The following is a 25475-nucleotide window of genomic DNA, read 5'->3' on the forward strand; positions in this document are numbered from 1 at the left end:
TTCGGAGCCGGCGGGTCAGCTGCGCGCGGCGTCGGCGTCCGAGGCGTCGGTGCCCTCGTCGCCCGCGTCGGCGTCGTCGGGCTCGTCGGTGTCCTCCACGGAGTCCGGACCCGAGCCGACCGGGTGCTCCGCGAGCAGCGCCGCGAAGTCCTCGTCGAGCATCTGCTGCACGCGGTCGTCGCGGCCGATCTCGTAGCCCTCGGTCGGACGCTGCGCCCAGCCCAGGCGCCCCACGACCGTGGTGCCGATGTCGTCCCACGCACGGGCACGGGCGGCGAGGACGATGCGGTCGACGAAGCCCTTGTCGTCCCGACGCTGCTCGAGCATCGTGGCGAGCTGCTCGTAGGTGGCCTCCCGCGTGCGGAGCTTGAGGTCGTCACCGCGGCGGTAGTCGTGCTGGTGCTTCGACCGGCCCTTCTGCTTCATGGCCTTCGAGCGGATCTCCCGCATGCGCTCGGCGTCGCCGCGCTGCTCGGTCGCCATGCGGAGGAGTTCCTCACGCGTGGCCTCGGCCGCGACGGCGTGGTCGAAGTACCCGTTCTCGCGGAGGGAGGTCGTGATGATCCGGTTCGCGACCGCGATGACGATCGCCGCGCGCGAGATGAGGAAGCCCTCGTCCACGGCCCGCTTCAGCTCGACCTGGCTGATGGGTCGCTCGGTCGAGGTCTTGCTGCGCCGTCCGAACAGAGCCATGCCCGGAACGATACCGGCGTCCGGTGTCGGTCAGCCCGCAGGTGGACCCGGATCACCGCCTGGAGGGACGACTCGCCTCGGCCGCGTCCGTAGCGTCGTCGACATGATCACCGCACCCGCACCCACCCGCACCGGACTCGGCACCGCGAGCCTGGTGCTGGGCATCTGCTCACTGCTCGCCGGGTGGACGTTCTTCGCCCCGATCGTCGGGCTCTGCCTGGGGATCGCCTCGCTCCGGAGGGAACCGGCCGCCCGGGGCCGGGCGGGCTGGGGCGTCCTGCTCGCCGTCGTCGCCCTGGCGATCTGGGTCGTGCTGCTGGTGCTCGCCGTCGGCGCCCACACCTTCGCGCTCTGGCAGCGGACCGTCCACGGCTCCTGACTCCCGTGCCCCACGAGTCGCGCCCGCGCGCTACTCGTACCGGAGCGCCTCGATCGGGTTCTGACGGGCCGCCCGACGAGCCGGCAGCGTGCCCGCGAGGAACGCGATGAACATCACCACGAGGATGATCGTGATCACCGAGGACGGTGCGAACTGCAGGATCTGCAGACCCGGCAGGTCCTTGAGCAGGGTGCCCGCGAGCACGTTCGAGATCGCCGTGCCGAGGCCGATCGCGACGCCGGCGCCGATCGCGCTGCCGAGGAACCCGATGAACACGGCCTCGAGCGAGAACAGCGTGTAGACCTTCCCGCCGCCCATGCCCATGGCCTTCATCAGGCCGATCTCGCGGGTGCGCTCCTGCACGCTCATCAGGAGCGTGTTGATGATGCCGAACCCGGCGGCGATGAGCGCGATCACGGCGAAGGCGTTGAGCACGCCGACGATGCCGCTGATGACCGTCTGGAACTGGCCGAGCTGGTCCTGGATCGTCTGGCCCGTGTAGCCGTCGTCGGCCAGGGCCTTCTTCACGTCGGACACGTCGGCACCGGATGACACCGTGGCCGAGGCGCTGGCGTACGAGGTCGCGATCGACGAGGGCTTGCCGATCTCCTGCGCGGCCTGCATGGCGTCGGTCAGGGCGGTGTTCGCCCCGGCGCCGCCGCCGAAGAGCGACTCGTTCTGCACGCCGACGACCCTGGCGGTGAGGGTGTGCTCCGCGCCCTGGTAGTCGTCGACCGCGAACGTCAGGTCCTCGCCCACGGCCGCCTTCGCGCTGCCGAGCCCGAGGTTCTTCAAGTAGTCCGTCGGCAGGACCACCTGGTTCGACCTCGTGTCGTCGTCGAGCTGCTTCCCCGACGCCAGGTCGGCCTTGAGCTCCCCCGCGTTGGCGGTCAGCGTGACGACGTACTTGCCGTCGTCGCCGTGCTCGGCGTACTTCGGGCTCAGCGCGACGGCCGGGCGGACGGTGCCGATGCCGTCGACCGCCTTGACCTTGTCGATGTCGGACGCCGACAGGAAGCCGAACGACGCCGGCCCCCGGTCGACGCTCTGGGTGGAGGCGTCCGGGTCGTACTTCGCCGGGCCGCTGTCGGTGCTCGACGAGTCGACGGCCTTCGTGATGGTCAGCGAGCCGGTGTCCCCGATGGACGCGACCTGGGTGTCGATGTAGTTGCCGACACCGGTGCCGATCGCCGAGGTCAGCGTGATGGTGAACGCGCCGATGAAGATCGCGATGACGGTCAGCGTGGTGCGGAGCTTGGAGCGGAAGGTGTTGCCGACCGCGGTCCGGAGGAGGTCGAGGAAGTTCATGCGGAGTGCCTCCCGTGCTGGTCGGTGGCGACCGAGGCGGTCGCGGCACCAGGGGACGCGGCGGCGGCGCGGGCATCCGAACCGCCGACGATGAGTCCGTCGCGCACGTTGACGCTCCGGTCGCACCGCGCAGCGAGCTCCTCGTCGTGGGTGACGACGACGAGCGTGATGCCCCGTTCGCGCTGCAGGCCGAAGAGCAGGTCCTCGACGACCTGCCCGGTGTTCGTGTCGAGGTTGCCGGTCGGTTCGTCGGCGAAGATCACGCTCGGCTCCCCCACCAGCGCCCTGGCGATGACGACGCGCTGCTTCTGCCCGCCGGACAGGTCGTTGGCGTCGTTCTTCGCCTTGTCCGCCAGGTCGAGGGCGTCGAGGGCGGCCATCCCCCGGCGCTTCCGCTCGGCTCCGGAGACGCCGGCGATCTTCAGCGGCAGCACGACGTTGTCGAGCACCGAGGTCTTCGGCGTCAGGAAGAACTGCTGGAACACGAACCCGAAGGTGCTGTTCCTGGTGCGGTTGACGTCGCGAGCGCTCAGCGTCGCCGCGTCGGTGCCGTCGAGCAGCACCTGCCCGGCCGAGGGCTTGTCGAGCAGCGCCAGCAGGTGCATGAGCGTCGACTTGCCCGATCCGGACTTGCCGACGATCGCCAGGCTCTCACCCTGGTTCACCGCGAGCGACACCCCCTTGAGCGCGTCGAACCGCGACGAGCCGCGGCCGTAGGTCCTCGTGAGGTCTCGGACCTCGAGCACGGGAGTGGTCATGGGCCTGAGCGTAGTGGCGGATGCACGAGTGAAAATTTGCATCTGCTGCAAACCACGTGACGTTCCGGTTACAGTCGTCCCATGCCTGAGTCCGTCGCGCCCCCCGCACTCGGTCTCCGCGACCGCAAGCGGATCGAGACGCGCCACCGGATCGCCGAGGCTGCCCGCTCGCTGGCCCTCGAGAACGACATCGACCACACCACGATCGAGCAGGTCGCCGCTCGTGCCGACATCTCGCCGCGCACCTTCTTCAACTACTTCGAGAGCAAGGAGGACGCGGTCCTCGGGCACACCGAGCTCGACCTGTCCCCCGAGGCGCTCGACGCCCACCTCCGCACCGTGGCCGGTGAGCCCGCGGCGCAGGCCGTCGTGGACCTGGCGTTCCTGGTGTTCGGCGAGACGTTCGGCGACGAGCGCGAGCGGCTCGCCCGCAAGGAGCTCATCGTGCGGTTCCCGCAGCTGATGCGCCGCCAGGTCAGCCGGATGACGACCGTGGCCGAGGCGATGACCGGCGCCGTCCGCACCGTCCTCGAGCGCGACCCGGCCTGGGGCCCGGACGCGGCGACGGCCCAGGCGGCCGAGATGCTGCTCGGCATGGTGATGACCGCGCTCCGCAGCGCGGCCCGGCACGAGGGCACCGACCCGGACGAGGTCCGCAGCCGGGTGGTCGCGTTGATGCGCGACACCGCGGCCCGCATCGCAGCCGGTTGACCGACAGACAGGAGGCTCCCCACCGGTCCGGTGGGGAGCCTCCCGTCTGTCGGGTGCCGATCAGGCGGCGCCGTGGCTGGCGCGGCTGCGTCGCGAGAGCGAGTCGATGATGACCGCGAGCAGCAGGACAGCGCCGGTGATCATGTAGCGGATCGACGAGTCGAGGCTGAGCAGCGTCAGGCCGTTCGAGATGGACTGGATGACGATGATGCCGAGCAGGGCCGACCAGGCGCTGCCGCGACCGCCGAACAGGCTCGTGCCGCCGATGACCGCAGCGGCGATCGCGTTGAGGTTCGTGTCGCCGGCACCCGAGGACAGGCTCGCGGAGTTGAGGCGCGCTGCGGCCAGGATCCCGCCGATGGTGGCGAACAACGAGGTGAGCACGAAGACCGAGATGTAGATCCGGTTCACCCGGATGCCCGAGCGTCGTGCTGCCTCGACGTTGCCGCCGACCGCGAAGACCGAGCGACCCCAGCGGGTGCGCTTCAGGACGAAGTTCATCAGCACGACGAGCACGATGAAGAACACGAATGAGGTGCCCGTGCCGAAGTCGCGGGACAGGTACCAGACCATGACGCCGAGGCCGATGAACAGCGCGAGCGACTTGGCGATCGTCAGGGACATCGCGCCCGTGGACAGGCCGGCACGGCGTCGGCGACCGGCGCGACGGACCTCGGTGACGAACAGGCCACCGGCCGCGACCGCGGCGAGCAGGTACGCGAGCCACGGGGGCAGGTACGACGCCGAGGCGAACTGCACGATCGGCGACGAGTACGGCAGGTTGATCGAGCCGTTCGGGCCGAGGATGAGCAGCTGCAGGCCGAGGAAGCCGAGCAGCCCGGCGAGCGTGATCACGAAGCTCGGGACGCCGAACCGCGTGAAGAGCAGGCCGTAGAGCAGGCCGGCGGCGGCACCGACGGCGAGCGCCACGACGAGCACGAGCCACAGCGGCCAGCCGAGCGTCGTCAGGCCCTGGCCGAGGATCGCGGCCGAGAGCCCGCTGACGCTGCCGACGGAGAGGTCGATCTCGCCGAGGAGCAGGACCAGCACGATGCCGATGGCGATGGTGCCGACCGCGGCGCACTGCAGCGCGAGGTTGACCAGGTTGCCGGGCGACAGGAAGTCCGGTGACAGGGCCTGGAACACCGCCCAGATCACCACGAGGCCGACGACCACGGGCAGGGAGCCGATGTCACCGCCGCGGACCCGGCGGACGAAGGCCTTCGCGGCCCCGCCGATCCCCTGGTCACGGAGCAGCCGCTCGTCCTGCAGGTCGGCCGCTGACGGGGTGGGCGTCGCGGCGGTGAGGGTCTCGTCGGCCTTGCTCATGCGGTGGTCTCCTGCTCGGTCCTGGCGGCGGCGCGACGGGTGACGGCGTTGTCGGTCGCTCCGGTGATGGCCGCGATGATCTCCTCGTAGGAGACGTCGTCGATGCGGAACGTGCCGTTGTTCCGGCCGAGGCGGAGCACCGCGACCCGGTCGGCGACGGCCTGCACGTCCGCGAGGTTGTGGCTGATGAGCACGACGCCGAGGCCGCGCTCGCGGAGCCGTTCGACGAGGTTGAGCACCTCGGCGGTCTGGGCGACGCCGAGTGCGGCGGTCGGCTCGTCGAGGACGACCACCTGCGGGTTGCCGATGAGCGACCGGGCGATGGCGACCGTCTGGCGCTGGCCCCCGGAGAGCGAGGCGATCGGGATGCGCACGGACGGGATCCGCGCGGCGAGCTGCTGCAGGAGCTCCCACGAGCGGCGTTCCATCTCCTCCTCGTCGAGGAAGGGGTGGCTGATCTCGCGGCCGAGGAACAGGTTCGACACGACGTCGAGGTTGTCCGCGAGCGCGAGGTCCTGGAACACGGTGGCGATGCCGAGCGACTGGGCGGCCGCCGGGTTCGGCACGGTGACCTCCTCGCCGTTGAAGGTGATCGTGCCGCCGTCGGGCGTGTAGACCCCGGCGAGGATCTTCACGAACGTGGACTTGCCGGCGCCGTTGTCGCCGACGATGGCGATCACCTCGCCCGCGTGCACGTCGAAGTCGATGTCGCTGAGGGCCTGGACGGCACCGAACCGCTTCGTGATCCCGCGGAGGGACATCACCGGCTCGGAGGTGGGGTGTGCTGCTGGGGACTCGTTGCTCACGGGGTCGTCCTCGATCGGTGGGGCCCGCCCGGTCCGTGTGGGACCGGGCGGGCGGTTGTTCGGACTAGTTGATGCCGGCGGTGGAGCAGGCGGCGGCGTACTGCGACGTGCAGACCTGCTTCGTCGTGTACAGACCGTCCTTGATCACCGTGTCCTGCACGTTGTCCGTCGTGACGGCCACCGGGTCGAGCAGGGTCGAGGGCACGCTGTCGCCCTTGGCGGTCTTCACGGTCGAGTCACCCTTCGGCGACTCGCCCTTGGCGAACTGGATCGCCAGGTCCGCGGCCTGCGAGGCCTCGGGCTTGAACGCCTTGTAGACGGTCATGTACTGCTCCCCCGCGAGGATCCGCTGGATGCCCGCGAGCGATGCGTCCTGACCGGTGACCGGGGGCAGCGTCTTCACGCCGCTCGACTTGAGCGCCGCGATCACACCGCCGCCGGTGTCGTCGTTCGCCGCGTAGACGCCGGTGATCTTGTCGGCGCCGAGCTTGCTGATCTGCCCGGAGGCCCAGTCCTGTGCCTTGGCGGGGTCCCAACCGGGGGTGTCGTACTCGGCGAGCACCTTGTAGTCGCTCTTGTCGATGACCGAGTGCGCGCCCTTCTTGAACTGCGACGCGTTGTTGTCGGTCGGCGAGCCGTTGACCATGATGATCCCCGAGCCGGCCGGCACCTTCTTCGCCTTGAGGGCGTCCACGAGGGCCTGCCCCTGGAGCTGTCCGACCTTCTCGTTGTCGAACGAGATGTAGTAGCTCAGGTCCGGGCTGTCGATGAGCCGGTCGTAGGAGATGACCGGGACCTTCTTCGCCTTGGCCTGCTGGACGATGGACGCTGCCGCCTCGCCGTCGAACGGGTCGAGGACCAGGACCTTGACGCCCTGCGTGAGCATCGACTGGGCCTGCTGCAGCTGCTTCGAGGCGTCACCGTCGGCGTTGGCGTAGACGACCGAGCAGCCGCTGCACTGCTTCTTGATCTCGGCGGTGAACAGCGGACGGTCGGCGCTGGCGTAGCGGGCGGTGACCGAGTCGGGCAGGAGCAGGCCGATCTTGGCCTTCGAGGCGTCGCCGCCGCCGCTGCCGGACCCCGTCCCGGCACCGGCACCGTTCGAGCAGCCCGCCAGGGTGGTGATCGCGATCAGGAGCGCGCCGACGCCGAGCATGGCGCGTGTGGTGGATTTCTTCATTGAAACGTCCTCCGACAGGTGGACCGCCCACGTTGGCGGTGCCCTGAGTGTGCCAGCGGGCGTTCTTGGCTGCAAGAGTTGAACGCAAGGGGTGCAGGCCGTGACGAAATCGTTATCGAAGGACGCCCGTCGAGGTCACCGGTGCCGACGGGGGTGGACGGTCATCGGGCTCGGGTGACGTCCACCGCTTCGATCGCCACGGCGAGGGCCCCGGTCACGGCGGCCTTCTCGCCGAGCTGCCCCTGCACGACGTCCGGGGTGCCGTCCGCGTCGATGATGAGCATCGACTCGAGCGCGTGCCGCATCGGTCCGAGCAGCAGCTCCCCGGCACGGGCGAACTCCCCCGTGACGACGACCCGCTCGGGGTCCAGCACGTTGCAGAGCCCGACCGCCGCGGTGCCGATCGCCCGACCGGCGTCCGCCACCGCCCGGATGCACGTCGGGTCGCCGGACATCGCCCGGAGGATCAGGTCGGTCAGCTTGAGCGTGCCCACCTCGTCACGGACGGACTCGAGCACCGCGGGGGCACCGGCCACCGCCTCCAGGCACCCGCGGTTCCCGCAGCGGCAGATCGGCCCGTGCGGCACCACGGGCGTGTGCCCGAACTCGCCCGCGACACCGTGGTGCCCGCGGAACAGCCGGCCGTCGAGCACCAGGCCGGCGCCGATGCCGTTGCCGACGTCGAGCGTGACGACGGTGCTCCGGCCGCGGCCCGCGCCGCTGCGGTGCTCGGCGAGGGCCGACAGCGTGGCGGCGTTGTCGAGCTGCACGGGCTTGCCGATCCGCTCGCCGAGGGACGTCCCGATCGCGATGCCGTCCCACCCGCGGAGGATCCCGCCGCGTGCGGTCATCCCCGTGCGCTTGTCGATCGGTGCGGCCACGGCGAGCCCGACCGACAGGACCTCGGCCATGGACGAGTCCACCGACTCGGCCATGTCCATCACGAGCAGGGCGGCCTTGTCGAGCTCGGCGTCGGCGCGGTGGTCACGGGCCAGGGGCATGTGCCGCTCGGCCAGCACGGCGCCGTTGAGGTCGGACAGGGCCACGCGGAGGTGCCGCGGTGCGACGTGCACCCCGGCGACGAGCCCGAGGCCGTGCGGCAGCGTCACCCGGAGGGCCCGGCGTCCGCTCGACGTGCTCGGGGTGGCGTGCAGGGCCCCGGTCGCGACGAGCTCCTTGACGATGTTCGACACGGTGGCCGGCGAGAGCCCCGTCGCACCGGCCAGCTCGACCTGGGTCAGTCCCCCGTGGCGCTTGACGGCCTCGACCACCCGTCCCCGGTTGGCTTCACGCAGTGAAGCTTGGCTGCCCGGACTCCGGCGTGGTTCTGACACGGGGACAGCGTAACCGGGGGCGTCCGGCTACTTCGTGATGAAGCCTTCCTTGACCATCCAGTCGTAGGCGGCGTCGACCGGCTCGCGGCCCTCGACGTCGACCTGCCGGTTCAGCTCCTGCAGGACGGCGTCGGTCAGCTTCGGGGAGATCTGGTCGTAGACGCCCTCGAGCTGCGGGTACCGCTCCAGCGTCGCGCTGCTGAGCACCGGCGCGACGTTGTACGCCGGGAAGAAGCCCTCGTCGTCCTCGAGCACCTGCAGGCCGAGCGACTTGATGCGGCCGTCGGTGGTGAAGACCTCGCCGAAGTTGCACGTCCCGCGGTCGGTCGCCGTGTACACGGTGCCGGTGTCGAGGATGTCGACGTTGCGCTTCGGGATCGCGCCGTCGCCGGACCCACCGAGCTGCATGCCGTACTTCGCCAGCATCGGCTTGAACCCGTCGGCGCGGGAGTTGAACTCGGACTCGACGCAGAACGTGCGGTCCTCCGCGGGCAGCTCGGCGATCTGCGAGAGCGTGGTGATGCCGCCGAGGTCCTTCACCGCCTCCTTGCGCACCGCGAACGCGTACGTGTTGTTCATCGGCGCCGGCGGCAGCCAGGTGAGACCGTTGCCGGCGTCCTCCTCCTTGACCGCCTGGTACTGCTCCTGCTTGTCCGGGATGCCCTGCTTGTGGCCCATGTAGGTCAGCCACGCGGTGCCGGTGTACTCGTACGTCATGTCGGCGTCGTGCCCGGTCATCAGCTGCCGCACGGCGACGCTGCCCGGGACGTTCGTCTCGTCGGTCACGTCGAACCCGGCGGCCTTCGCGGCGAGCACGGCGATCTTGCCGAGCACGAGCTGCTCGGTGAAGTTCTTCGCCGTGACCGTGATGTGGGCGTCCTCGGGCAGGTCGGCGATCCGCTTGATGGTGCCGGGCTCGGCCGCGGGGACGAACGAGGTCGCCGGCTGCAGACCGCAGCCGGTCAGGGCCAGGGCGGCGGCACCGGCGACGAGGGTCGCGGCGACGCGACGGGTGCGCTTCGTGCGGGTCATCGGAGTCCCTTCGGTCGGGCGTACGTCTCGACGATGCGGCCGAGCCAGTCGATGGACAGGGCCAGGAGCGCGATGAGGAGCGCACCGGCGACCAGCACCTTGGGCAGGAACAGGTTCACGCCCGTGGTGATGAGCAGCCCGAGGCCACCGGCGCCGATGAAGGTCGCCAGGGCGGCGGACCCGACGAGGAGCACCACGGCGGTGCGGATGCCCGCGAGCATCACGGGCACGGCCAGCGGCAGCTCGACCTTGAGCAGGACGGAGAACGCGCTCATGCCCATGCCACGACCGGCCTCGACGGTGCGCTGGTCGACGCTCTCGATGCCGATGATGGTGTTCCGGAGCACGGGCAGGATCGCGTAGAGGACCAGCGCGATGACGGCCGCCCAGAACGAGAAGCCGAGCCAGAACGCCAGCAGCACAACGAGTCCGACCGCGGGTGCTGCCTGGCCGAAGTTCGCGACGGCGAGGATCACGCCGCTGGCCCGGCGGAGCGGACCGCGCGTCAGGACGATGCCGAGCGGGATGCCGATGACGAGCACGATCGCCGTCGACACGACGGTCAGCATCAGGTGTTGCCACGTCAGCGCGAGCAGGTCGGCCGGGTTCAGCGTGCTGCGCTCGGTGGCGGTGAGGTCGGCCGTGTTCAGCCAGACGGCGAACGCGGCGAGCACGACGAGGATCGCGACGGGCTGGATGACCAGGGCCTTCCAGGACGACGCGTGGCCACCGGACTTCGTGGTGGCGGGGTCCACGACGACGTCAGTCATCGGTGCCTCCGGTGGACGATGCCTGCACCGGGGACTTCGGCAGGGTCTCGATCGGGTTCGTGTTCGTCCCGACCGGCGTGTACGCCTGCTCCTCGGCCGCGGCGGCGCGCGAGCGGGTGATCGCCTCCATGACCGTCTCGACGGTGATCACACCGCGGAAGGCGTCACGGCCGGCGGTGACGAGAGCGGCACCCGCGCTGGACACGAGCATGGTGTCGAGCGCGTCGTTGAGCGTCGCGGCCTCGCCGACGACGGGCAGGTTCGGGTCGATGCCGTCGGGGATGCGGTCCAGGCGCTCGAGCTGACGGCGGGACGGCCACCCGATCGGGCGCTGCCGGCGGTCGACGACGACGGCGTGCCCGTGGCCACCGGCCTCGCGCATCCGCTGCAGGACGGCCTTGGCCTCTTCGCCGGGGGAGCAGGTCACGGCGTCGACGACCTCGACGTCGCGGACCCGGTTCAGCGTGAGCTGCTTCAGCCCGGCGCCCGAGCCGATGAAGTTCTCGACGAACTCGTTCGCGGGCTCGGCGAGGATGCGCTCCGGGCTGTCGTACTGCACGATGTGCGCGCCTTCGGAGAAGATCACGATCCAGTCGCCGAGCTTCACGGCCTCGTCGAAGTCGTGCGTGACGATGACGATCGTCTTGTGCAGCTCCTCCTGGATCCGGATGAGCTCGTCCTGCAGCCGCGCCCGGGTGATCGGGTCGACGGCACCGAAGGGCTCGTCCATGAGCAGCACGGGCGGGTCGGCGGCGAGCGCCCGGGCGACCCCGACGCGCTGCTGCTGGCCACCGGAGAGCTCACGGGGGTAGCGGTCGCGGTAGGTGTCGGGGTCGAGGGACACCAGCTCGAGGAGCTCGTCGACGCGGGCGGCGATCTTCGCCTTGGACCAGCCGAGCATCTTCGGCACGATCGCGATGTTCGCGGCGACCGTCATGTGCGGGAAGAGCCCACCGGCCTGGATCACGTAGCCCATGCGGCGGCGCAGCTCGTCGCCGTCGATCGAGGTCACGTCGTCGTCGCCGACCACGATGCGGCCCTCGGTGGGCTCGATGAGCCGGTTGATCATCTTCAGCGTGGTGGTCTTGCCGCAGCCGGACGGGCCGACGAGCATGACGATCTTGCCCGCGGGGATCTCGAGCGTGATGCCGTCGACGGCCGGCTTGTCCTGGCCCGGGTACCGCTTGGTGACGGTGTCGAGCAGGATGCTGCGGCCGGTGACGTCTCCGTCGGGGGCGGTGAGGGTGGCGTTCTCAGTGGACACGGATACCTCGCGAGGTGGTCAGGCGGCCGAGGCCGAGGAGCAGGAGGTCGAGGACGAGGGCGAGGAGGACGACGCCGACCACACCCACCACGACGGAGTTGAGGGAGTTGGCGCCGCCGAGACGCGACAGTCCGGAGAAGATGAAGCCGCCGAGTCCCGGGCCGAGGGCGTAGGCGGCCACTGCGGCGACACCCATCACCATCTGGGCGGAGACCCGGACGCCGGTCAGGATGATCGGCCACGCCATGGGGAGCTCGACCTGCACGAGCGTGCGGAAGCGGCTCATCCCGATGCCGCGCGCCGACTCGACGACGGCGGGGGAGATCTCGGAGAGCCCGACGACCGCGTTGCGGAGGATCGGCAGGGCGGCGAAGAACGTGACGGTGACGACGGACGGCACGACGCCGAACCCGAGCGGCACGAGCAGCAGCCCGATCACGGCGAACGACGGCAGGGTCAGCCCGATGGTCGACAGCTCGTTCGCCGCCGACCGGAAGCGGGGGATGCGGTAGACGAGTGCTGCGAGCACCACGGCGATGACGGTGGCGAGCACCACGCACTGGACGACCAGTGAGAAGTGCTGCCACGAGGCGAACCAGATCTGGTCCCACCGCTCCACGACGTACTGGAACACGGAGTCGGTCCCTTCCCGGTCGGCATGTCGACCCACGGATCGGGGCGCGAACCCGGCCAAACGTAGCCAAGGCGTCCGCGACCTGTACAACCGCGGAACCAGTTTCCGCCGCGAACCTGCGCGACCATGCAGCAGGGAACCCCAGGTCAGAGCGGGCGCACGCCCGTCACCCTGGGAGAACGGTAACGATCCTGCACGACGGTCAGCTACTGACCATGACCGCGTCGATGCGGTTCAGACTCCTGTGTTCCGACCGATTCGGATCCGGAACTCCTCGTCCGACGCCAGGACGAGACGGTCATCGTGAGTCGCCGTGATGACCGTCGCCCCTTGGTCGCAGAGACCGCGGAGCAACAGGACCACGAGTTCGGCGTTGTCCCGGTCGAGCGCGGCGGTCGGTTCGTCAGCGAGGACGAGGGGCGGTCGGCGAACGAGGAGTTGGGCGAGCGCTACTCGTTGCTTCTCACCACCGCTGAGCCGGTGGACCGGCGTGTCGAACCAGCAGTCGACGCCGAGGGCATGACAGGCGTCTCGGAGCGGCGCTGGTCGGCCCGACGGCGTCGCTGGCATCGCACGCGCAGCCACCGTCAGGTTCTCTCGGACAGTCCGAGCTTCGTCGAGTCCTCCGTCCTGGAAGACGAAGCCCACCAGGTTGCGACGGTATCGCCGGCGCTCACGAGGCGACATGCCCCCCACATCGAGACCTCCGACTTCGACCAGCCCGGCCGTCGGCGGTTCGATGCCCCCCAGCACGCGGAGGAGCGTCGACTTCCCTGCACCACTCGGGCCGGTGACGGCGATCATCTGTGAAGGACCGACGGTGAGGTCGACCCCATGGAGCACCCGACGATCGTCGTAGGTCAGGTCGAGCCCTGTCACGGTGATCATCCCGCTACTGGCCATGTCTGCGCCCGTTCTCGTTGTGCGGCCGGACCGCGATGATGATGGCGAGCACTCCGACGGTGACCGCGACGAGTGCTGCGATCACCTCCGCCCCCGACGGATCGGTGATCATGAGTCGGCTGCCCACCCCGGTCAGACCGACGACAGCGATGACGGCAGCGGCTTCCGGGATGATGAAGGACCGGTGCGCGGACAGGAAGGACGCACCGAGGACCATCGACTGCCGCAGGCGGTCAGCGCTGCGCCAGCGATGAGCGCAGATCCTGAGTGTCACCGCGGTGATGAGCCCGATCACGGCGAGGAGGCCAGCAGCGACGTTCACGAGCAGCGATGTCACCACGACCGCCCTGTCCGACGCGAGGACGTCGACGAGCGGCACGAACGACCCGACCACCGCAGAGAGACCGAAGCGCTCGACCGCCGCGCGCGGATCAGGCGTGTCGATGAGGAGCTGTCCGGAGGACGCCGCCGCAGTGTAGAAGTCACCGCTGAGGAGACGTGCGCGAGCATCGACGACCACGACGACCGGTGCCGCGGCGAACAGCGGCGTCGCACTCGTCTCGCCTCCGAGGTCGAAGACCTCCTGTGGTTCGTACGTCCGCACGGTCGGCGCATCGGCCTCGACGAGGTCCGGGTCGACCTCGCGCTGGAACGCGAACCAGGCCTTCCACTCGTCGACCAGGGGACCGGTCGAAGGCGCAGCCCCTTCTGGCACGAAGATCGACCACGCCCCAGGGTGATCTCGGGTGTCGTCGACGCCGGCAGGCATCCCAGTCGAGCCGAATCGCTGGAGGAACGCGGAGTTCACGATGACGGAGTTCCCGGTCTCCGGTGCGTAGCTCACTGGCACCGGGTCCGACGGATGTCGAGCAAGGAGGAGGCCGTCCACTGCATCGAGTTCGTTCACCATCGCGGTGAAACGCGGCGCTGCAGCATCGATGTCCTCGGGGCGCAGGGTCCCCGAGAGCAACGGGGGGACACACGCGGCACAACGGGCAACGAGCGGCGAACTCCGCGCGTACTCGTCGAGCAGATCGACAGTGGAGACGATCGGGACGGAGGCGAAGGCAACACTCGCGACCGCCGCGACCTGCGCCGCCCATCGCACCAGGCCAGCCTTCTGCCACGGACGCCATCCACTGAAGGCCGCGCGCATCCGGTCGGCCGCGCGTACGGCTGACCCGGTCATGATCCCGGAGGCGAACACCACGGCGCAGATGAGGAACAACGTCTCGCTGATCACGAGGAAGGGCATCACCTGCCCGCCGACCAGGGGCGTCGCGGAGACGGTGGCGACCATCACCCCGACGACGACCGCGACGCCGCCGGCGGTGGCCAGGACGCCGCAGAGGTCCCTGGCGAGGGCACGCCGACCGACGACCTCCCTGAGTGCCACGTGTCGCGCGACCAGGAGCCCCCTGGTCTGACCGAGGAGCAGGAGGGCGAAGAGCGTGGAGACCAAGCCGATCACGAGACCCGGACGCGTTGCGGTGAAGGCGAGGCTCACGTCCCAGCCGGCACTGTCGAGGCGGACTTCGACGCCGGCTTCTCGCATGCTCCGCACGAGGTCCTCCGCTTGGACGCGGGACATGGTGCTGAAGTAGAGCCCGCGCTCAGTCGACGACGACCTGACCAGCGTCGACGTCTGACCATCGGCGAAGGCTCGATGCCGCCCCTGGCGGAACACCGAGTCGAACGACTCTCGGTTCCCGACCGCCGCTCGGACCAGGCGGCCGCCAGCGGAATCAGGGTCGAGTTGCACCCGGTAGGTGTTCGAGTGCGTTGCATCGGCCGAGGTCTGCACCATCCGCCACAGGTCGGCGTGTTCCGGGACGTCGAGGACGACGATCGCACTACGTGCCGTCGGGAAGGTCTCCCGGTCACGGTCGACGCACGCGACGAACGCGACGCTCACGGAGAGCAAGGCACTCAGGAGGAGTGTGCTGATGACGAGCAGGCGGGGGAAGTTCTTGTGCATGTCCGTGAGGCAGACACCCGGGGGCCACGGACGACGCGAACCCCGGGTGGACAGCCGTTCCGTCCTACTTCACGCCCCAGTACGCCGTGTTCCCCGTTGCGGTCTTGTCGCGGATGGCACTGGCATACACGCCCTTGGCCTTCCACCCGGTGTAGGTGCAACGGTTGGCTCCGTCACAGGCCGTGGCCTTGTGGGTCTTCGAGCCGTGGCTGTAGAACGACTGCACGAACCCGTTGGCGGTTCCGTACTCCCAGTACCCGCCGCCCACGTGCGCGACGGTCCGAGCCGACGCAGCGCGATCGGCATTCGCCCCTCCGCCGCTTTCTGCATGTGCGGCGCTGGGTGTCACCAGCGCCAGCAGCAGTGCGGCCCCGACTGTCGTCACGAGCATCTTCTTCATCGATGTCCCTTCACGAGAGGCACTTCCCCCCGGACTCGGAACATATCAGTACTCATACGTCAGATGCACCGACGTCCCATGTCGGCTACAGCCCGGAGGTGCGCAGGCCGGCTCGTTCCGCGATGTCGGCGAGGTGGTCGCGCCAGTCGCGCCACTCGTCGGCCGTCCTGTCCGCCAGGTTGCCGTCGCCGTCCCCGGCCAGGCCGTCCAGCATCTCGCGCACGATGTCGGCGTGGCCAGCGTGCCGGGCGGTCTCGTACGCCATGTGCACGAGGATGCGGTGCAGCGTGACCTCGCGGACGTCCTCGGGCCACCACGGCACCACGCCGCGGGCGTCGAGGTCGAGCGCCTCGATGGTGGCGTCGGCGTGTGCGGCGCTGGCGTCGTGGAACGCGATGACGTCGGCGGTCGTCTCGTCGAGGCTGGCGTACATGTCGGTGCCGTCCTCGGCCGTGACCCAGGCCGGCGGATCGGGGAAGGGCCGGTCGAACACGGACCCGAAGTACAGCAGCTGCACCGAGGCCACGTGCTTGACGACCCCGAGCACGTTCGTGCCGGTCGGCGTGACCGGCCACCGGGCCTGCCGTTCCGCGAGCCCGTCGAGCTTGCCGACCAGCGCTGCCCGGTGCTTCTGCAGGTAGCGGTGCAGCGTCGCCTTCACCTGGGCCTGGTCCGTCACGGGCGCGCGGCCCTCGTCACTGAGACGCGACCCTCCGACGGCCGCCAGGGTCGGGGACGCCGGCGCACGCCGCACGGCAGGCACGCCGGAGTCGTCGACGGCCGGGGTGCTCGCGGGGGAGTCGGTCATGCGGTCGATCGTGCCACCGCTCGTGCCCGGACGCGCTCCGACTCGGCCACGGCGACGCGTTCGGCCGTGAGCAGCAGCGATGCGACGTCGGTGGCGCTCCGCGTCGGCTGGTCGTTCCAGCTGGTCAGGTCGCGGACCCGGCCCATCCGGACGTCCGGCGCCGGGCACCAGAGCACCGGGGTCCCCTCGGCGGACGCGAGGGCGTGCCACACGACGTCGAGCGCGCGTTGCACCGGCTGGGCGTGCACCGCGTGCGGCCCGCCCGCCGCGGAGACGACGGCACCGACCAGGCAGGCGCCGACGAGCGGCCGGCCGACGACGTCCATCGCCGCCGCGCTGGAGGCCGTGCGCGTGCGCCCGGTCGGGTCCACGTACGCGAACCACGCGTGCTGGATCCAGCCGTGCTCGACGACGGCGCGGGCGTCGGAGAGCAGCCGCCCGAGGTCGGCCAGCTCGGCGATCTCGGTGGCGTCGCGGCGGGCCCTGGCGGCGGCCCGGCGGACGGCGATGCGGTCGAGGAGGCCGCGCAGCCCGGGGCGGGCGGGCGCGGACGAGGAGGGAGCGGCGTCGGTGTCGACGTCGTGCTGGACGCGGAACTCGAGGGTCATCAGGCCCCTCCGATTCTTCACGTGCACGGATGGTGTGGAGCGACGATAACGCCGTTCTGCTCAGTCGTCGAGGGTCGCGTCGATCCCGCGGCGTCCGACGGTCCGGAACGCGCGGTCGTCACTGGTCCACAGGGCCGAGGCGATGGACACGGCCCAGCCCCGCGCCCTGGTCCAGGTCGCGTCGTCGGCCGCCACCTGTGCGCGGAACGTGCGCCGGCCCTCCCGGTCGAAGCTCAGCCAGGCCGTGGCCAGGTCGACGGCGGGGTCCCCGGCGGTCACGTCCCCGAAGTCGACGACCGCCGACAGGCGGTCGCCGCCAGCAGCGCGCTCCACGAGCACGTTGAACGGGTGCAGGTCGCCGTGCACCCAGACGGGAGGCCCGGTGTGCGTCGGCACCGCCGCTGCGGTCCGCCAGACCGCGGCCAGTTCGCGGGCACGGGGCACGTCCGCGGTCGCCAGCCGCTCGAGCACCGCGTCGCTCCGGGTGGCGAGCGGGACCGCGCGGAACGGGTTCACCGGGGCGTCCGACGGCGCGGGCACGTGGAGCAGCCCGACGAAGGCGGCGAGCGCTGCGGCCACACCGGGTCCGGCTGCCCGCTCGCCGACCACCTCGCCGGGCAGCCAGCGGACGACGCTCCACGACCACGGGTAGCCGAGTGCGGGGCGGCCCAGGCGGATCGGCGCCGGCACCGGGACGACGGGCGCGACGCGGCGGGCGATCTCCGGCAGCCACCGCTGCTCGTGCTCGATGAGCCGTGCGGCGGCCGTCCGCCGGGGGAGTCGGACCGCCAGGTCGTCGCCGAGCCGGGCGACCACGTTGTCCCAGCCGTTCGCGACGATGCGCAGCCGGCGGTCGGCCAGGTCCGGGTGCTGGTCGGCCAGCAGGGCCCGGACGAGCGGCACGTCGACGTCGACCTCGGCGGCGGGGGTGGGCATCGCGACAGGCTAGCGGGCGTCGTTTCCCCGCGAACGGGGGAGTTCAGCGTGGATCGGACTCTTGGTAGCTTCACAGTGTCGGACGACGTGGGTGTCCCTGGGGGGACCCACGTACCGCAACGGCCGGTCGTGGTCTCAGGGGGCCACGGTCGGTGCGATGATCCCGACGAGCCGGGGGATCTCCGGGCGGACGCGGTCCGTGACGATGGCCGCGAGCAGCACCGTCCAGAGCTCGCGGAGCCGCTCGAACAGGTCGCGGCGGCCGGCGAGCACGTCCGAGACCGTCTGCACGCCCGTGTACGCGGGGATGACCACGCGCCCGAGCAGCTCCGGGTCCCAGGTGTCCTGCACCTGCCCGTCGGCGATGCCCGCGCGCACCAGGTCCGCCGTGACGGACATCCAGTCGGTGTACGGCGCCGCACGGGCGACGTCGGTGGTGGCGGCCTCGGTCGAGAGCCGGATGCCCGCGCTCACCATCACCTCGGACACCATCTGCGTCGCGAGGCCCTGGGACATCCACATCAGCGTCTCGAGGGGCGACGACGCCTTCGCGAACGCGGCCTCGCCGTACCGCCGGGAGATCGCGTGCTGCTCGGCGATGACGGCCCCGGCCAGGTCGGCCTTCGACGTGAAGTGGAAGTACAGCGCGCCCTTGGTGACACCGGCCCGTTCGGCGACGGCGTCCATCGAGGTGCCGACGTAGCCGCGGTGGTCGAACTCGCGGGCGGCACCGGCGACGATCGCGTCCCGGGTGTCCCCCGCCCGCTGCTGCCGTGACCGGCCGTCCTGCGCCATGCACCCAGCGTACCGAGGGCCACCGGGACGCCCGTACGGCGACACCTGTCGGACTCGTTCCGGGGAACCGTCAGGACGCGTGCCCTACGGTTCCGGGCATGGACGGATGGCGGAACCCCGCGCGCTGGGCCCGGACGGGGCGGTGGGTGCTCGTGCCGACCGCCGTCCTCGACTGGTTCTCGCTCGTGCCGCAGGGCGTGTTCGTGGTGGCGTTCCTCGTCGCGGTCGCCGGGCTCGTCGGCATCGCCGCTGCGCTCGTCGTGCGCATGCTCCGCGGCAGCCTCGGGGCGATGGCGGCGCTCGGGGTGGTGATGCTCCTCGGTGGGCTCGTCGTGCTGGCGCTCGACCCGTTCCCCGGGACCTTCCCGCTCATCGACCCGTGGTGGCCCGACGCCCTCACGCAGCCGCAGCACGTGGGCAGCGCGTACTGGCGGCTCGCCGGACTCGGCATCGAGCTGTGCGGGTTCGGGCTGCTGGCGACGCTGCTCGTCGTCGCGCTGACCCGTCCCACCCGGTCGTCGTCGCGCTGACGCGTGCTCGTCCCCGTCGCGCCGACGCCGGCTGGTGTCAGCGGCGGGTGAGGACCGCGACGGTGACGTCCGCGCCGGCCATCGACAGCAGCGCGCGGACACGGTCGCCGAAGGCCGCACCGTCCGGCTCCGTCGCCGCCAGGGCCACCACGGCGTCGACGTCCGGCATCCCCGTCAGGCCGAACAGTCCCTCGGAGAACACCACGAGCCGGTCGCCCGGGTCGAGCACCAGGGTGCCCGTCGCGCGTCGCTCCGTCGGCGCGTGCAGGCCGAGCGGCAGGTCGAGGGACCGCAGCACGTCGTGACCGCCGTCGGCGTGCAGGTGCACGGCGAGACCGTGCCCGGCGTCCACGTGCTCGACGCGCCCCGACGTCGGGTCGAGCCGCGCGTGGAAGAGCGAGACGACGGCCCCCGCAGCGTCCAGGTCGGCGGCGATCTGCGCCTCCAGACCGGGGCCCCCGTCCTGGATCGACCGGTCAGCGCGCGCGACGAGCGCCCCACGGACGTTCGCGGCCAGCAGGCCGGCGGCACGACCGACGGCGGAGACGGACCCGATCGTCAGGTGGAGTGCGCCGTCGTCGGCGACGCGCCAGTCGGCGACGTCGCCGCCGTCCTCGGTGCGGGCGGTGACGACGTCGAGGTCGTAGCCGGGCACGGACACGGGCTCGGGGACGAGGCCGTCGAGGGTCTTGCGGACCCGGTCGAGGTCGATGGCCTGCCCCAGCTCGCGCTCGGCCCACCTGGCCAGGTCCTGCAGCAGCGCGAGGTCCTCGGCGGACAGCTCCCGCGGCCGCGGGTCCATGATGCAGAGCGTGCCGACCGGGGTGCCGTCGGGCATGGTCAGCGGCGCACCGGCGTAGAAGCGGATGCCCGGCTCACCCGTGACCGCGGGCAGGGAGCTGAAGCGCGGGTCGAGGGTCGCGTCCGGCACGACCACCGGCTCGCCCTGCATCACCGTCGTCGAGCAGAAGACCATGCTCGCGGGCACGCTGCCGCCCTGCTCCCAGCCCTGCGTCGACTGCGCCGTCACCAGGTCGTGGTGGACCAGGTTGAGGAAGCTCAACGGCACGCCGAAGGCCTGCTGGGTCATGCGGGTGATGCGGTCGAACCGCTCCTCCGGGCCGCTGCCGAGGACCGCGAGGGACTCGACGACGGCGTCCCGGTGGTCGGCGCCCTGATCCGTGGTGGTGGTCACCCGTCCTGTCTACCCGCACCGCCGCTCAGGAACCAGTCCCGCGGGTGGGGGTCGGCGGTCAGGTCGCGGCGTTCCGTGGTCGGGGTCGCCCAGCCCGCCGCGTTCGCCAGGACCCGCTGGATGTCCGGGTGGTGGTACACGGGGTACTCCTGGTCGCCGGGCGAGAAGTAGAACACGCGCCCGCGGCCGCGGCGGTAGGCGACGCCCGAGCGGAACACCTCGCCGCCGGCGAAGGTCGACAGGAAGACCTCCTCGTCCGGGCGGGGGATGTCGAAGTACTCGCCGTACATCTCCTGGCGGTCGATGACGATCGGGTGCGGCACGCCCTCGGCGATCGGGTGCTCGGGCGCGGTCGTCCAGACGAGCTCGCGCTCCCCGTCGTTGCGCCACTTCAGGGAGCAGGTCGTGCCCATCAGGCGGGTGAACGGCTTGGAGTAGTGCCCGGAGTGCAGCACCACGAGGCCCATGCCGGCGTGCACGGCCCGCACGACGCGGTCGACGACCTCGTCCGCGACCTGGTCGTGGGCGACGTGGCCCCACCAGAACAGGACGTCCGTCGACGCCAGACGCTCTGCGCTCAGGCCGTGCTCGGGCTCCTGCAGCGTGGCCGTCGAGACGTCGGCCTCGGGGTGGTGTGCGCGCAGGGCGTCCGCGACGACGGTGTGGATGCCGTCGGGGTAGTGGCCGAGGACGGTGGCGTCGCCGCGGCTCTCGTGCACGTTCTCGTTCCAGACGACGATGTTCGTCATGCCGGTACCTCCATCTCGTGTCCGGCAGCCGCTGACGCGTAGATCGCGTCGACGACACGGCTCCGGTGCAGTGCGAACTCCCCGTGGTGGCCGTCGTGCAGGCCGCTGCGGATGGTCGCGATGAACTCCTCGATGACCCGCTGGTGGTGCCCGGACGGCACCTGCACGGCGGGGCGGGTGACCGTCGGGACGCCCTGCTCGTCGGAGTACAGCGTCACCGTGCCCTCGGTCGCGTAGTCGCGGACGAACAGCCGCGCGCCACCGGTCGACCCGAGGAGCTCCACCTCGATGTCCTCGGCGTCCTTCGAGTACGACGCCCAGCTCGCCTGCAGCAGCAGACTCGCGCCGGTGTCGAAGCGGAGCAGTGCGCTGGCGAAGTCCTCGACGTCGAAGGGGCGGTCGGTCGTGGCGGACACCGGCGTGTGCTCGCTGCCGCCACGACCGGCGCGGCCGAGCTCGTTGTACGTGACCGCGCTCGCCGTCACGACCCGGGGCTCGCCCATCAGGTGCAGCGCGATGTCCAGCACGTGGGAGCCGAGGTCGATGAGCGGACCACCACCGGCCGTCTCCTTGTTCGCGAACCAGCTGCGGATGCCGGGGATGCCCGCACGCCGGAGCCAGCTGGCCCGGGCGTGGTAGACGTCGCCCAGCGGGTTCTCGCCGCCGTCGTTGTGCAGGTGGGCCGCGAGGAACTGCACGTCCGCACGGCGCCGGTGGTTGTAGGCCACCTCGAGCACGCGGTCGTTCCGCAGCGCGGCGTCGACCATCTCCTGCGCCTGGTCGCCGGTCGTCGCGAGGGGCTTCTCGCAGAAGACGTGCTTGCCGGACTCGAGCGCCGCGACCGCGATCGGGTGGTGCAGGGCGTTCGGGACGCCGATCGACACGACGTCGAGGTCGTCCCGCGCGACGAGGTCCTGCCAGTCCTCGTACGTGTTCGGCACGTGCCGGGTCTCGGCGAGTTCGGCCAGCCGCGCGGTCTCCTGCCCCGCGAGCGCCACCACCTCGACCCCCGGGAGTGCCGTGTAGGCATCGAGGTGCGTGGTCCCGGCGAACCCGAGACCCACCACCCCGACGCGGAGCGTGCGTGCTGCGTCCGTGGTCGTGTTGGTCGTCATCGACATGCCGACGACGCTACCCGAGGCCGGGTCGAATCGTTCCGATCCGCGCGGGGGGTCGTTCCTCGCGCGGCCCGCTCGCGCTGCTCGCGCTGCTCGCGCTGCTCGCGGTGCTCGCGCTGCTCGCGGTGCTCGCGCTGCTCGCTGAGATCGCACTTCGTGTCGCCTCCGGTCTCCGGGAGCCGACACCGAGTGCGATCTCAGCGGTGGTTCCCAAGACCCGTCCGGGACGATGGAGGCATGACGCCTCGCTCCCTGTTCCGTGTCCTCGCGGTCGCCGAACTCGTGACCTGGACGATGCTCCTCGTGGGCATGGTGCTGAAGTACGGCGCCGGGCTGGGTGACCTGCCGGTGCGCATCGGCGGGAGCGTGCACGGCTTCGTGTTCCTCGCCTACCTCGTCGTGACGACGGTCGTCGCGGTGAACCAGCGGTGGTCGGTCGGCGCGACGCTGCTCGGGTGGGCCAGCGCGATCGTGCCGTACACGACGCTGCCGTTCGAGGTCGGCGTCGCCCGCCGCGGCATGCTCGACGGGCCGTGGCGTCGGTCGGCGTCCGACGGTCGGCGCCCCGGCCCCCTCGACCGCCTGCTCTTCCTGGTGGTCGCTCACCCGTTCGTGGCCGCGCTGGTCGGGGTGGTCCTGGTGGCCCTCGTCTTCGTGGTGCTGCTGACGATCGGCCCGCCGGTCCCGTCCCGCTGACCCGCGCCCGCGCCGGCCACGCCTGTGCCGGTCGCGCCCGCGCCGGTCGCGCCCGCGCCGCCGCGACCGGTCGCAACACCCCGCTCACGTCTGCCGAGCGGCCAGGGGACGCCGCTCAGGAGTCCCCGGGACGACGATTGGTGACCACTCGGCGGGCTCCGGTGCCGGACGGGCGGGCAGACGGACAGGAGGCCCGGTGCCAGCTGGCACCGGGCCTCCTGTCGGTGGGCCTGGTCGCGTCTAGAGCGCGGCGAGCACCGCGTTCAGCGTCGTGGACGGACGCATGATCGCGCTCGTCTTGGCGTCGTCCGGGTGGTAGTAGCCGCCGATGTCGGCCGGGGAGCCCTGCACCGCGACGAGCTCGTCGACGATGGTCTGCTCCTGGGCGTCGAGCTGCCGGGCGATCTCCGCGAACGCCGCCGCCAGCTCGGTGTCCTCGGTCTGCGCGGCGAGTTCCTCGGCCCAGTACTTCGCCAGGAAGAAGTGGCTGCCGCGGTTGTCGATCGAGCCGAGCTTGCGGCCCGGGGACTTGTCCTGCTCGAGGAAGGTCCCGGTGGCACGGTCGAGGGTCGCGCCGAGGATCTTCGCGCGCTGGTTGCCCGTGACGCCCGCGAGGTGCTCGAGGCTGACGGCGAGCGCCAGGAACTCCCCGAGGCTGTCCCAGCGCAGGTAGTTCTGCTGCACGAGCTGCTGGACGTGCTTCGGTGCGGAACCACCGGCACCCGTCTCGAACAGCCCGCCGCCGCCGAGCAGCGGCACGACCGAGAGCATCTTGGCCGAGGTGCCGAGCTCCATGATCGGGAACAGGTCAGTGAGGTAGTCGCGGAGCACGTTGCCGGTGACGGAGATGGTGTCCTCGCCGCGGCGGATGCGCTCGAGCGAGAGGCGCATGGCGTCGACGGGGGAGAGCACCCGGATGTCGAGGCCGTCGGTGTCGTGCTCGCCGAGGTAGCGGTGCACGAGCTCGATGAGGGCGGCGTCGTGCGAGCGGCTGTCGTCGAGCCAGAACACGGCCGGGGTCTCCGAGGCACGGGCACGCGTGACGGCGAGCTTGACCCAGTCGCGGATGGCGACGTCCTTGGTCTGGCACGCACGCCAGATGTCGCCCTGGGCGACCTGGTGCTCGATGACGACGTCACCGGCGGCGTTCGTCACGCGGACCGTGCCGTCACCGGGGACCTCGAAGGTCTTGTCGTGGGAGCCGTACTCCTCGGCCTTCTGCGCCATGAGGCCGACGTTCGGCACCGAGCCCATGGTGGACGGGTCGAAGGCGCCGTTGGCCCGGCAGTCCTCGATCACGGTCTGGTAGATGCCGGCGTAGCTGGAGTCCGGGATCACGGCGAGGGTGTCGTGCTCGTCGCCGTCCGGGCCCCACATGTGGCCGGAGGTGCGGATCATCGCGGGCATCGAGGCGTCCACGATGACGTCGCTCGGGACGTGCAGGTTCGTGATGCCCTTGTCCGAGTCGACCATCGCGAGCTCGGGGCCGGCGGCGATGCCGTCCGTGAAGGCCTGCTTGATCTCCGCGCCGTTCGGCAGGGCGTCGAGCCCGGTGAGGATCGAGTTGAGGCCGTCGTTCGGGGTGAGCCCGGCGGCGGCGAGGTCGGCGCCGTAGCGGTCGAAGACGTCCGGGAAGAAGGCGCGGATGACGTGGCCGAAGATGATCGGGTCCGAGATCTTCATCATCGTGGCCTTGAGGTGCACCGAGAACAGGATGCCCTCGTCCGCGGCGCGCTGGATCTGCGCGCGGAGGAACTGCTCGAGCGGCCCGACGTGCAGGACGGTGCCGTCGATGACCTCGCCGGAGAGCACGGGGATCGACTGCTTGAGGACCTGCTCGGTGCCGTCCGACCCGACGAAGGTGATCGTCAGGGTGTCGTCGGCGGGCGCGACCCACGTCTTCTCGTTGGCGCGGAAGTCGTCGACCCCCATCGTCACGACGTTCGTCTTCGAGTGGGCGTTCCACGCACCCATGCGGTGCGGGTGCTTGCGGGCGTAGTTCTTCACGGACAGGGGTGCGCGTCGGTCGGAGTTGCCTTCGCGCAGGACCGGGTTGACGGCGCTGCCCTTGACGGTGTCGTACTTGGCGCGGACGTCGCGCTCAGCGTCGGTGCTGGGCTCGTCCGGGTAGTCGGGCAGGTCGTAGCCCTGGGACTGCAGCTCGGTGATCGCGACCTTGAGCTGGGGGATCGACGCCGAGATGTTCGGCAGCTTGATGATGTTGGCCTCTGGCGTCTTGGCGAGGTCGCCCAGCTCGGCGAGGGCGTCGTCCATCCGCTGCTCAGCACTGAGCCGCTCGGGGAACAGCGCGATGATCCGGCCGGAGAGGGAGATGTCCCGCGTCTCGACGTCCACACCGGCGGTGCCGGCGAACGCCTTGATGACGGGGAGGAAGGAGTGGGTGGCGAGGAACGGCGCCTCGTCCGTGAGGGTGTAGATGATCTTGGCCATGCTGGCGGGTACTCCCTTGTTCGCGCGTCGGTGGCTCCACGCTACTCGCGGTGAGCAGTATCTCGACATCAAGATACATGGGCTGTGGAGGAGGCCTCCGAGACGCCGAC

The 25475-nt window shown here is 70.9% G+C and carries 26 protein-coding genes; 4 read left to right on the forward strand and 22 right to left on the reverse strand.

What is annotated here, in order from left to right; all coding sequences use genetic code 11:
* Positions 1 to 15: 15 nt before the first annotated feature.
* Positions 16 to 693 carry a hypothetical protein gene (locus tag ITJ68_RS00785; RefSeq protein ID WP_194659469.1) on the reverse strand — a complete coding sequence of 226 codons (678 nt, stop codon included), beginning with the start codon at positions 691 to 693 and terminating at the stop codon, positions 16 to 18.
* A gap of 103 nt (positions 694 to 796) precedes the next feature.
* Here ITJ68_RS00785 and ITJ68_RS00790 point away from each other — a divergent pair, with 103 nt between their 5' ends.
* Entirely contained in the window at positions 797 to 1072 is a 276-nt protein-coding gene (locus ITJ68_RS00790) for a hypothetical protein (protein ID WP_194659472.1), read from the forward strand.
* Positions 1073 to 1102: 30 nt separating this feature from the next.
* On the opposite strand, the gene ITJ68_RS00795 is transcribed toward ITJ68_RS00790, so the two are convergent.
* Both ITJ68_RS00795 and ITJ68_RS00800 read right to left on the reverse strand, forming a co-directional pair.
* Entirely contained in the window at positions 1103 to 2380 is a 1278-nt protein-coding gene (locus tag ITJ68_RS00795) for an ABC transporter permease (RefSeq protein WP_194659473.1), read from the reverse strand.
* A complete protein-coding gene (locus ITJ68_RS00800) occupies positions 2377 to 3138 on the reverse strand; it encodes an ABC transporter ATP-binding protein (RefSeq protein ID WP_228504428.1) in 762 nt (253 codons plus the stop codon). Before ITJ68_RS00800 ends, ITJ68_RS00795 begins: the two co-directional genes overlap by 4 nt.
* A gap of 81 nt (positions 3139 to 3219) precedes the next feature.
* On the opposite strand from ITJ68_RS00800, the gene ITJ68_RS00805 reads away from it, so the two are divergent.
* On the forward strand, positions 3220 to 3849 hold the full coding sequence (locus tag ITJ68_RS00805; protein ID WP_194659474.1) for a TetR/AcrR family transcriptional regulator: 630 nt from the start codon (positions 3220 to 3222) through the stop codon (positions 3847 to 3849).
* A gap of 60 nt (positions 3850 to 3909) precedes the next feature.
* Here the strand turns inward: ITJ68_RS00805 and ITJ68_RS00810 are convergent, their stop codons facing one another.
* The 15 genes from ITJ68_RS00810 to ITJ68_RS00880 all read right to left on the reverse strand — a co-directional run bounded on the left by ITJ68_RS00810 (position 3910) and on the right by ITJ68_RS00880 (position 18626).
* Positions 3910 to 5178: a sugar ABC transporter permease gene (locus ITJ68_RS00810; RefSeq protein WP_194626624.1), complete on the reverse strand. Its 1269-nt coding sequence runs from the start codon at positions 5176 to 5178 to the stop codon at positions 3910 to 3912.
* A complete protein-coding gene (locus ITJ68_RS00815; RefSeq protein WP_194660142.1) occupies positions 5175 to 5939 on the reverse strand; it encodes an ATP-binding cassette domain-containing protein in 765 nt (254 codons plus the stop codon). The genes ITJ68_RS00810 and ITJ68_RS00815 overlap by 4 nt, the downstream gene beginning before the upstream one ends.
* A gap of 109 nt (positions 5940 to 6048) precedes the next feature.
* Positions 6049 to 7164 (reverse strand): sugar ABC transporter substrate-binding protein, encoded by a 1116-nt coding sequence (locus ITJ68_RS00820; RefSeq protein WP_194659475.1) that lies wholly within the window; start codon positions 7162 to 7164, stop codon positions 6049 to 6051.
* Between the two features lie 161 nt (positions 7165 to 7325).
* On the reverse strand, positions 7326 to 8498 hold the full coding sequence (locus ITJ68_RS00825; protein ID WP_194659477.1) for an ROK family transcriptional regulator: 1173 nt from the start codon (positions 8496 to 8498) through the stop codon (positions 7326 to 7328).
* 27 nt (positions 8499 to 8525) lie between these two features.
* A complete protein-coding gene (locus ITJ68_RS00830; RefSeq protein ID WP_194659478.1) occupies positions 8526 to 9530 on the reverse strand; it encodes a glycine betaine ABC transporter substrate-binding protein in 1005 nt (334 codons plus the stop codon).
* Positions 9527 to 10300: an ABC transporter permease gene (locus tag ITJ68_RS00835; RefSeq protein ID WP_194659480.1), complete on the reverse strand. Its 774-nt coding sequence runs from the start codon at positions 10298 to 10300 to the stop codon at positions 9527 to 9529. Before ITJ68_RS00835 ends, ITJ68_RS00830 begins: the two co-directional genes overlap by 4 nt.
* Entirely contained in the window at positions 10293 to 11564 is a 1272-nt protein-coding gene (locus ITJ68_RS00840; RefSeq protein WP_194659481.1) for an ABC transporter ATP-binding protein, read from the reverse strand. Before ITJ68_RS00840 ends, ITJ68_RS00835 begins: the two co-directional genes overlap by 8 nt.
* Positions 11554 to 12198, reverse strand: a complete 645-nt coding sequence (locus ITJ68_RS00845; protein ID WP_071277029.1) for an ABC transporter permease — start codon at positions 12196 to 12198, stop codon at positions 11554 to 11556. Before ITJ68_RS00845 ends, ITJ68_RS00840 begins: the two co-directional genes overlap by 11 nt.
* Positions 12199 to 12432: 234 nt before the next feature.
* Positions 12433 to 13101: an ABC transporter ATP-binding protein gene (locus ITJ68_RS00850; RefSeq protein WP_194659482.1), complete on the reverse strand. Its 669-nt coding sequence runs from the start codon at positions 13099 to 13101 to the stop codon at positions 12433 to 12435.
* On the reverse strand, positions 13091 to 15079 hold the full coding sequence (locus ITJ68_RS00855) for a hypothetical protein (RefSeq protein ID WP_194659484.1): 1989 nt from the start codon (positions 15077 to 15079) through the stop codon (positions 13091 to 13093). The genes ITJ68_RS00850 and ITJ68_RS00855 overlap by 11 nt, the downstream gene beginning before the upstream one ends.
* Positions 15080 to 15143: 64 nt before the next feature.
* Positions 15144 to 15479, reverse strand: a complete 336-nt coding sequence (locus ITJ68_RS00860) for a lactococcin 972 family bacteriocin (RefSeq protein ID WP_194659485.1) — start codon at positions 15477 to 15479, stop codon at positions 15144 to 15146.
* Between the two features lie 85 nt (positions 15480 to 15564).
* Positions 15565 to 16287: a DinB family protein gene (locus tag ITJ68_RS00865; RefSeq protein ID WP_194659486.1), complete on the reverse strand. Its 723-nt coding sequence runs from the start codon at positions 16285 to 16287 to the stop codon at positions 15565 to 15567.
* Positions 16284 to 16895: a hypothetical protein gene (locus tag ITJ68_RS00870; RefSeq protein WP_194659487.1), complete on the reverse strand. Its 612-nt coding sequence runs from the start codon at positions 16893 to 16895 to the stop codon at positions 16284 to 16286. The genes ITJ68_RS00865 and ITJ68_RS00870 overlap by 4 nt, the downstream gene beginning before the upstream one ends.
* 60 nt (positions 16896 to 16955) lie before the next feature.
* On the reverse strand, positions 16956 to 17831 hold the full coding sequence (locus ITJ68_RS00875; protein ID WP_194659488.1) for an aminoglycoside phosphotransferase family protein: 876 nt from the start codon (positions 17829 to 17831) through the stop codon (positions 16956 to 16958).
* Positions 17832 to 17966: 135 nt separating this feature from the next.
* Positions 17967 to 18626, reverse strand: coding sequence for a ScbR family autoregulator-binding transcription factor (locus ITJ68_RS00880; protein ID WP_194659489.1), 660 nt, complete (start codon positions 18624 to 18626; stop codon positions 17967 to 17969).
* A 98-nt stretch (positions 18627 to 18724) separates the two neighbouring features.
* Between ITJ68_RS00880 and ITJ68_RS00885 the strand changes: the two genes are divergently transcribed.
* On the forward strand, positions 18725 to 19156 hold the full coding sequence (locus ITJ68_RS00885) for a hypothetical protein (protein WP_194659490.1): 432 nt from the start codon (positions 18725 to 18727) through the stop codon (positions 19154 to 19156).
* 37 nt (positions 19157 to 19193) lie between these two features.
* Here the strand turns inward: ITJ68_RS00885 and ITJ68_RS19440 are convergent, their stop codons facing one another.
* From ITJ68_RS19440 to ITJ68_RS00900, 3 genes are read right to left on the reverse strand one after another with little or no spacing between them, the layout of a single operon-like run.
* The gene (locus ITJ68_RS19440) at positions 19194 to 20351 is read right to left on the reverse strand and encodes a PP2C family protein-serine/threonine phosphatase (RefSeq protein WP_194659491.1); all 1158 of its coding nucleotides are present in this window, start codon (positions 20349 to 20351) and stop codon (positions 19194 to 19196) included.
* Positions 20348 to 21100 carry a ThuA domain-containing protein gene (locus ITJ68_RS00895; protein WP_194659492.1) on the reverse strand — a complete coding sequence of 251 codons (753 nt, stop codon included), beginning with the start codon at positions 21098 to 21100 and terminating at the stop codon, positions 20348 to 20350. The genes ITJ68_RS19440 and ITJ68_RS00895 overlap by 4 nt, the downstream gene beginning before the upstream one ends.
* Positions 21097 to 22221: a Gfo/Idh/MocA family protein gene (locus ITJ68_RS00900; RefSeq protein WP_228504429.1), complete on the reverse strand. Its 1125-nt coding sequence runs from the start codon at positions 22219 to 22221 to the stop codon at positions 21097 to 21099. The genes ITJ68_RS00895 and ITJ68_RS00900 overlap by 4 nt, the downstream gene beginning before the upstream one ends.
* 234 nt (positions 22222 to 22455) lie before the next feature.
* Between ITJ68_RS00900 and ITJ68_RS00905 the strand changes: the two genes are divergently transcribed.
* Positions 22456 to 22914: a DUF3817 domain-containing protein gene (locus ITJ68_RS00905; protein ID WP_194659493.1), complete on the forward strand. Its 459-nt coding sequence runs from the start codon at positions 22456 to 22458 to the stop codon at positions 22912 to 22914.
* Between the two features lie 240 nt (positions 22915 to 23154).
* Here ITJ68_RS00905 and ITJ68_RS00910 read toward each other — a convergent pair whose 3' ends face one another.
* Complete coding sequence (locus ITJ68_RS00910) at positions 23155 to 25365, reverse strand: NADP-dependent isocitrate dehydrogenase (RefSeq protein WP_194659494.1); 2211 nt, start codon at positions 25363 to 25365, stop codon at positions 23155 to 23157.
* Positions 25366 to 25475 lie beyond the last annotated feature (110 nt).

This window comes from Curtobacterium sp. VKM Ac-1395, assembly GCF_015350975.1.
Taxonomy (GTDB): Bacteria; Actinomycetota; Actinomycetes; order Actinomycetales; family Microbacteriaceae; genus Curtobacterium.

Coding starts and splice junctions, on each gene's coding strand:
- ITJ68_RS00785 (WP_194659469.1), bottom strand. CDS start 693: ATGGCTCTGTTCGGACGGCGCAGCAAGACCTCGACCGAGCGACCCATC.
- ITJ68_RS00790 (WP_194659472.1), top strand. CDS start 797: ATGATCACCGCACCCGCACCCACCCGCACCGGACTCGGCACCGCGAGC.
- ITJ68_RS00795 (WP_194659473.1), bottom strand. CDS start 2,380: ATGAACTTCCTCGACCTCCTCCGGACCGCGGTCGGCAACACCTTCCGC.
- ITJ68_RS00800 (WP_228504428.1), bottom strand. CDS start 3,138: ATGACCACTCCCGTGCTCGAGGTCCGAGACCTCACGAGGACCTACGGC.
- ITJ68_RS00805 (WP_194659474.1), top strand. CDS start 3,220: ATGCCTGAGTCCGTCGCGCCCCCCGCACTCGGTCTCCGCGACCGCAAG.
- ITJ68_RS00810 (WP_194626624.1), bottom strand. CDS start 5,178: ATGAGCAAGGCCGACGAGACCCTCACCGCCGCGACGCCCACCCCGTCA.
- ITJ68_RS00815 (WP_194660142.1), bottom strand. CDS start 5,939: ATGTCCCTCCGCGGGATCACGAAGCGGTTCGGTGCCGTCCAGGCCCTC.
- ITJ68_RS00820 (WP_194659475.1), bottom strand. CDS start 7,164: ATGAAGAAATCCACCACACGCGCCATGCTCGGCGTCGGCGCGCTCCTG.
- ITJ68_RS00830 (WP_194659478.1), bottom strand. CDS start 9,530: ATGACCCGCACGAAGCGCACCCGTCGCGTCGCCGCGACCCTCGTCGCC.
- ITJ68_RS00835 (WP_194659480.1), bottom strand. CDS start 10,300: ATGACTGACGTCGTCGTGGACCCCGCCACCACGAAGTCCGGTGGCCAC.
- ITJ68_RS00850 (WP_194659482.1), bottom strand. CDS start 13,101: ATGGCCAGTAGCGGGATGATCACCGTGACAGGGCTCGACCTGACCTAC.
- ITJ68_RS00855 (WP_194659484.1), bottom strand. CDS start 15,079: ATGCACAAGAACTTCCCCCGCCTGCTCGTCATCAGCACACTCCTCCTG.
- ITJ68_RS00860 (WP_194659485.1), bottom strand. CDS start 15,479: ATGAAGAAGATGCTCGTGACGACAGTCGGGGCCGCACTGCTGCTGGCG.
- ITJ68_RS00865 (WP_194659486.1), bottom strand. CDS start 16,287: ATGACCGACTCCCCCGCGAGCACCCCGGCCGTCGACGACTCCGGCGTG.
- ITJ68_RS00870 (WP_194659487.1), bottom strand. CDS start 16,895: ATGACCCTCGAGTTCCGCGTCCAGCACGACGTCGACACCGACGCCGCT.
- ITJ68_RS00875 (WP_194659488.1), bottom strand. CDS start 17,831: ATGCCCACCCCCGCCGCCGAGGTCGACGTCGACGTGCCGCTCGTCCGG.
- ITJ68_RS00880 (WP_194659489.1), bottom strand. CDS start 18,626: ATGGCGCAGGACGGCCGGTCACGGCAGCAGCGGGCGGGGGACACCCGG.
- ITJ68_RS00885 (WP_194659490.1), top strand. CDS start 18,725: ATGGACGGATGGCGGAACCCCGCGCGCTGGGCCCGGACGGGGCGGTGG.
- ITJ68_RS00895 (WP_194659492.1), bottom strand. CDS start 21,100: ATGACGAACATCGTCGTCTGGAACGAGAACGTGCACGAGAGCCGCGGC.
- ITJ68_RS00900 (WP_228504429.1), bottom strand. CDS start 22,221: ATGTCGATGACGACCAACACGACCACGGACGCAGCACGCACGCTCCGC.
- ITJ68_RS00905 (WP_194659493.1), top strand. CDS start 22,456: ATGACGCCTCGCTCCCTGTTCCGTGTCCTCGCGGTCGCCGAACTCGTG.
- ITJ68_RS00910 (WP_194659494.1), bottom strand. CDS start 25,365: ATGGCCAAGATCATCTACACCCTCACGGACGAGGCGCCGTTCCTCGCC.